Annotated in this window: 1 protein-coding gene; it reads right to left on the bottom strand. The window is 70.6% G+C overall.

What is annotated here, in order from left to right; all coding sequences use genetic code 11:
- On the bottom strand, positions 1-649 hold a 649-nt coding region (locus CCN72_RS32320; RefSeq protein WP_208638159.1), incomplete at both ends, for a hydantoinase B/oxoprolinase family protein.

The raw sequence follows: 649 nt of genomic DNA, 5'->3' as shown, positions 1-649 counted from the left end.
GGGTAGGGGGCCTCGGTGAGCAGGCGCCGGGTCTCCTCCTCGCGGAAGCGGCCGTCCTCGGCGAGCGGCCAGTTGTCGAACAGGACGCCCTCTTCCTCGATGGTGCGGCTGTGGGCGGGCATGGAGCCGGGGGCGATGCCGCCGATCTCGGCGTGGTGGCCGCGGGAGGCGACGTAGAAGAGGATCCGGGGCCGCCGGGTCTCGGGGTCCGCGGGAGCACCGGTGCCGGGGGTCTGCGTGTCGAACACCGGGGTGATCACGGTGACGTCGGGCAGATGGGTGCCGCCGTGGTACGGGTCGTTGACGGCGTAGGTGTCGCCCGGCCGCATGGAGTCGCCCCGGCGGCGGATGACCTCCTTGACGCTGGTGCCCATGGAGCCCAGGTGGACGGGGATGTGGGGGGCGTTGGCGACCAGGTTGCCGTCCGGGTCGAACAGGGCGCAGGAGAAGTCCAGGCGTTCCTTGATGTTGACGGACTGGGCGGTGGACTCCAGCCGGGCGCCCATCTGTTCGGCGATCGACATGAAGAGGTTGTTGAAGACCTCAAGGAGAACCGGATCGGCTTCCGTGCTCGGGCGGGAACCCCGGGTGACCGCGGTGCGTTCCATGAGCAGATGTCCGTCGTCGGTGGCCGCGGCCCGCCAGCCGT

It is taken from the genome of Streptomyces murinus (assembly GCF_002154555.1).
Lineage (GTDB): Bacteria > Actinomycetota > Actinomycetes > Streptomycetales > Streptomycetaceae > Streptomyces > Streptomyces murinus.
This window is presented reverse-complemented; position numbering and strand designations above follow the sequence as displayed.